The sequence below is a fragment of the Actinomycetospora sp. genome, assembly GCF_055612215.1.
Genome location: NZ_JBVPVA010000995.1, coordinates 1 through 5,231, shown reverse-complemented (window position 1 = coordinate 5,231; position 5,231 = coordinate 1). Strand labels below are relative to the sequence as shown.

The 5,231-nt window shown below is 74.9% G+C and carries 6 protein-coding genes; 5 read left to right on the top strand and 1 reads right to left on the bottom strand.

All coding sequences use genetic code 11. The features are described 5' to 3' along the window. From AC0CYZ_RS27035 to AC0CYZ_RS27015, 5 genes are all read left to right on the top strand, one after another. A partial coding sequence (locus AC0CYZ_RS27035) for a hydroxyacid-oxoacid transhydrogenase (protein WP_472221135.1) occupies positions 1 to 782 on the top strand: 782 nt, incomplete at its 5' end. Between the two features lie 64 nt (positions 783 to 846). Next, on the top strand, positions 847 to 1,341 hold the full coding sequence (locus tag AC0CYZ_RS27030; RefSeq protein WP_472221134.1) for an FmdB family zinc ribbon protein: 495 nt from the start codon (positions 847 to 849) through the stop codon (positions 1,339 to 1,341). Continuing rightward, positions 1,338 to 2,810, top strand: coding sequence for an aldehyde dehydrogenase (locus AC0CYZ_RS27025; protein WP_472221132.1), 1,473 nt, complete (start codon positions 1,338 to 1,340; stop codon positions 2,808 to 2,810). The genes AC0CYZ_RS27030 and AC0CYZ_RS27025 overlap by 4 nt, the downstream gene beginning before the upstream one ends. An 8-nt stretch (positions 2,811 to 2,818) precedes the next feature. Continuing rightward, complete coding sequence (locus AC0CYZ_RS27020; protein WP_472221130.1) at positions 2,819 to 3,730, top strand: SCO6745 family protein; 912 nt, start codon at positions 2,819 to 2,821, stop codon at positions 3,728 to 3,730. Then, on the top strand, positions 3,727 to 4,593 hold the full coding sequence (locus tag AC0CYZ_RS27015) for an SCO6745 family protein (protein WP_472221128.1): 867 nt from the start codon (positions 3,727 to 3,729) through the stop codon (positions 4,591 to 4,593). Before AC0CYZ_RS27020 ends, AC0CYZ_RS27015 begins: the two co-directional genes overlap by 4 nt. Positions 4,594 to 4,611: 18 nt before the next feature. Here AC0CYZ_RS27015 and AC0CYZ_RS27010 read toward each other — a convergent pair. Next, positions 4,612 to 5,231: carotenoid biosynthesis protein (locus AC0CYZ_RS27010; RefSeq protein WP_472221126.1), on the bottom strand; the 620-nt coding region annotated here is incomplete at its 5' end.

Below are 5,231 nucleotides of genomic sequence, written 5' to 3'. Positions count from 1 at the left end.
TGCGCGTCAAGACCGGCATCAGCCACTGGCGCCTGCGCCCGACGATGGCCGTGGTCGACCCGCTACTGACCATGACGCTCCCGCCGGAGGTCACGGCGGCGTCGGGCATGGACATCGTCTGCCACGCGCTCGAGTCGTACACCGCGCGCTGGTACAGCTCGTTCGACCGCAAGAAGCCCGAGGAGCGGGTCACCTACTGCGGCTCCAACCCGGTCTCGGACCTCTGGTGCGAGAAGTCGATGACGCTGCTCGCCCGCTCGTTCCGGACCGCGGTCCAGCGGGGCGGCGAGGACGTGGACGCCCGCATGGACATGGCGATGGCGGCCACGTTCGCGGGCATGGGATTCGGCAACTCCGGCGTGCACATCCCGCACGCCAACGCCTACCCCATCGCCGGCCAGGTCAAGGACTTCCACCCCGCCGGCTACCCGCAGGACGAGCCGATGGTGCCGCACGGCATGTCGGTGTCGCTGACGGCGCCGGAGGCGTTCCGGTTCAGCTTCGACTCGGCCCCGGACCGGCACATGGCCGCGGCCAAGCTCCTCGGCCCGGACGCGGACACGCAGAACAACGCGGCCGAGCAGCTGCCGCACGTGGTCACGTCGCTGATGCGTGACATCGGGATCCCCAACGGGATCGGGGCCGTCGGCTTCGACACCGGCGACATCCCCGACCTCGTCGACGGCACGATGAAGCAGCAGCGGCTCCTCGCGACGTGCCCCCGCACGCCCACCGAGGACGACATCGCCGGCATCTTCGAACGCTCGATCGAGAACTGGTGACCCTGAGGACGGATTACGTCGTCGCGGCGACGGAATCCGTCCACTCGGCCCGGAGGGCCCTGCCATGCCGATCTACGACTACCGCTGCGGCGGTGGCCCGGACGCCGCTCCCGAGGACGCCGGGTGCGGTCTGCGGTTCGAACGCCTCGTCGGACGCGACTCCCCGCCTCCGGCCTGCCCGGAGTGCGGGGGCGCCTCCCGGAAGGTGCCCTCGCGCCCCGCGCTGCACGGGACGGCCGACGCCGGGCTGTCGCGTGAGCAGATGCCCCAGACCTGGCGGGGCACCTACAACGGCGACCGGGAGTACCTGACCGCGATGCAGCGGAAGTGGGACCAGCGCCAGCGCCTCGAGGCCAAGCACCCCGAGCTCGCGGGCGACACCCGGCCGGTGGCCGCCCACGAGGGGCGCTACGAGCAGGTCCCGCTCCGGGTCGGCGACCCGGTGATCGGGTCGCCGGCGGCCACGCCCGCCCCGGCGGCCCCGGAGCCCCCCGCGCACGGCCACGGTCACGGGCACGGCCACGGCCACGGGCACGGCGGGTCGGGGGCCTCGTCGTGAGCGCGCTCGAGACCCTCTCCATGGTGATCGGCGGCCGCGCCGTCGGGGCCGTCTCCGGGAAGACCTTCGAGTCGCAGAACCCCTACACCGGGGCGTCGTGGGCGGTGATCCCCGACGGCGACGAGCAGGACGTCGACGCCGCGGTCGCCGCCGCCCGCGCCGCGCTCGACGGCGAGTGGGGCTCGATGACGGGGTTCGGCCGCGCGGCGTGCCTGCGCCGCCTCGCGGACCTCATCACCGAGAACGCCGAGCGACTGGCCCGCCTCGAGGTCAACGACTCCGGGAAGCTCTACCGCGAGATGCTCGGGCAGCTGCAGGGCCTCGGTGGCTGGTACCACTACTACGCCGGGATCGCCGCCACGATCGAGGGCCGCCAGATCCCCGCGCCCAACCCGAACTACCTCGTCTACACCCGCCGCGAGCCGGTCGGCGTCGTCGCCGCCATCACGCCGTGGAACTCGCCGCTGCTGCTGATGAGCTGGAAGGTCGCGCCCGCGCTGGCCGCGGGCTGCACCGTCGTCGTCAAGCCCTCCGAGCACGCGCCCGGGTCCACCCTCGGGTTCGCCGAGCTCGTCGCGCAGGCGGGCATCCCCGACGGCGTCGTCAACGTGGTGACCTCCTCCACCGGCGCGCCGGGCGCCCACCTGGCCGCGCACCCCGGCGTCGACAAGGTCGCGTTCACCGGGTCCACCGCCACCGGGCGCAAGGTCGCCGTGGCCGCCGCCGAGAACCTCAACCCGGTGACGCTGGAGCTGGGCGGCAAGTCCCCGCAGGTCGTCTTCGCCGACGCCGACCTGCAGGCCGCGGCCAACGGGCTCGTCGCCGGCGTCTTCGCCGCCACCGGACAGACCTGCATGGCGGGCTCTCGGCTGATCGTGCACGCCGACGTCCACGACGAGCTGGTCCGCCTGGTCGCGGAGCGGGCCTCGCAGATCAAGCTCGGCGACCCCTTCGCCGAGGACACCGAGATGGGCCCGGTGGCCAACGGGATGCAGTACGAGAAGGTCGTCGGCTACCTCGCCACCGCGCGCGACGAGGGCGCGACGGTCGCCTACGGCGGCGCCGCCGACGAGGGACTCGGGGGCTACTTCGTCCAGCCGACCGTCCTCTCGGTCAAGCCGACCGACACCGTCTTCCGCGAGGAGGTGTTCGGTCCCGTGCTCGCCGCCACGACCTTCACCGACGAGGACGACGCGGTGAAGCTGGCCAACGACACCCCCTACGGTCTCGCCGGCGCGGTGTGGACCAAGGACGTGCACCGCGCCCACCGCGTCGCGGCCCGCATCAAGGCCGGCACGGTGTGGATCAACGCCTACCGGGTGGTCGCGCCCAGCGTGCCCTTCGGCGGCTACAAGGCCTCCGGGCTCGGCCGCGAGAACGGCGCCGCGGCGGTCGACGCCTACCTCGAGGACAAGTCGGTGTGGGTCGAGCTGACCGGTGGCACCCGCGACCCTTTCACCCTCGGCTGAGTCGCGCCGTGGACTTCGACGAGGCACGCGAGACGTTCCTGCAGCCCCGGCCCGGGGCCGCCACGCCCGAGATCGAGACCCCGGCGCGGCGCCTGCGCCACGTCCTCGAGCCGCTCGCCATGACCAGCGTCTGGAGCGCACCCGCGCACGAGCACCTCGGGAAGGCCGGGCTGGACTTCCTCACCGGCTACGTCGGCGGCCGGGCCTGCGTGCTCGGCGACCCCTCACCCGGGGTCGTCGCCGCCACGTTCGCGGTGTTCGAACCGGGCCTCGTCGGCGAGCTCTGGCGGCAGGCGCGGGCGACGCTCGGGGTCGAGGACCTCCGCGCGATCCGGGAGCTCGCGGGCGGCGAGGGGCTGCGGGTCGCCCTCGAGGGCGTCGACGTCGCCGAGGTCGGACGGGTCACGCACGCGCTGCGCGAGGCCCTCGACGCGGCCGGGCCCGCCGACCTCGCGGGCCGCCCGCTCTACGCCGGCCTCCGCGACCTGGCCTGGCCCACCGACCCGCACGCGGCGCTCTTCCACGTCGCGACGCTCTACCGCGAGCACCGCGGCGACGCGCACCTCGGCGCCTGCACCGCGGCCGGCGTCGACGGGCTCGAGGCGAACATCCTCACCGAGCTCCGGGTGGGGTTCGACCTCTACGAGTACACCGGCACCCGCGGCTGGTCCCCGCAGGCGATGGACGCCGCGCTCGCCCGGCTCACCGCGCGGGGCTGGATCGCCGATGCCGCCCTGACCCCGGCGGGACGCGCCGGGCGCGAGGCGATCGAGGTGGCCACCGACCTCGCGCAGGCCCGGGTGCTCGACGCCCTCGGCGACGACCTGGACGAGCTGCTGGTGCCGTTGCACCGGTGGGCGGACCGGGTGGTCGCCGCCGGCTGGTTCCCGCCCGACCCGTACAAGCGGGCCGCCGGATGAGCGACCCGTCGTCGGGACCTCCGACCCCCACCCCCGCGCGACGCCTCCGCGACGCGATCGAACCGGTCGCGATGGTCCACGTCCACTCGGCGGAGGCCCTCGAGCAGTACGAGGCGCTCGGGCTCGACCGCTTCTCGGGCTACGTCCTCGGGCGGGCCGGCGCGCTCGGCCTGCCCCCGCCGACCCTCGTCGTCGCGACGTTCGGGGTCTTCGAGCCCGACATGCTGACGGGGGTCTACGAGGGCGCCCTGACGGTCGCGGCGGTGCCCGACGTGCTCGCCGCCAAGCTCACCGGCGCGGTGCGCTGTCTGCACCGCGTGCTGGGCGAGCCCACCCGCGAGACCGAGCAGGTCGTGACGGTGCTGCGGGCGGGCCTGGCGAACGCCCCGCTGCTCGGCAAGCCGCTGTTCGCGGGGCACTCCGCGCTGGACTGGCCCGGCGACGCGTGGGGCCGCTTGTGGCACGCGACGACCCTGCTGCGCGAGTTCCGGGGCGACGCGCACCTCGCCGCCCTGCTCGCCCACGGCATCGGCGCGCTGGAGGCCAACCTGCTCACCGAGGCCTACCTCGGGCTGCGGGTGCCCGACTACACCCGGACCCGGTCGTGGTCGGAGGCCGACATCACCGCGGCCCGCGACGACCTCGTCGACCGCGTGCTCCTCACCCCCGACGGCACCCTCACCACGCGCGGCGCCACGCTGCGCCGCGACGTCGAGGACGCCACCGAGGCCACGCTCGACCCGGTGCTCGAGGGCATGGAGCACGCGCTCGACCTCGCCGTCGAGCACTGCACCACGTGGTCGCGCGCGCTGCGCGACGCCGGGGCGTTCCCCGACGACGACGGAAAACTGCGGGCCGGCTGAGCGGCGGAGCCCGGGAGCTCAGGGACGGGCGCGCCAGAGCGCCCGCGCGAACGGGAGCGCGACGGCGCCCATGACCACCCCGCCGACGAGGGCGGAGCCGGGCAGCCCGAAGAACGCCAGGTGGGCCAGCACCGAGGACGCGTAGACCCACAACCAGAGCACCGACGCGGGCCCGGACACCGGTCCCGGACCGAGCGCGCGGTGCAGCGCGGCGACCACGAGCACCGCGACGACGAGCCACCCCGCGTAGTTCGTGAGCGGGACGCCCGGCACCAGGGGCAGGGCGGGTGACGGTGCGAGCCACACCCAGTGGCCGGCGGCGACCATCTGCGGGTCGAGGAAGAGGTCCCAGGCGGCGAGCGCGGCCGCGCCCACCGCGACCACGACGACCCCGTGGCGCCGGCCCAGCGCCCGCCCGACGACGAGGGCGGGCCAGGCCATCATCGCCCAGGCCAGCGGCACGACGAGGGGGACGCCGAGCAGCTCCGGACCGAGGGTGTCGGTGTAGACGTAGGGCCCGAACGGCAGGCCCGTGCTCAGCCCGACCGCCTCCGCGACGAGCCCGCCGCCGCCCGCGACGCCGACGAGCGCCAGCCCGCCGCGCGCACCGTGCACCCGCACGACGTCGGCCAGCGAGG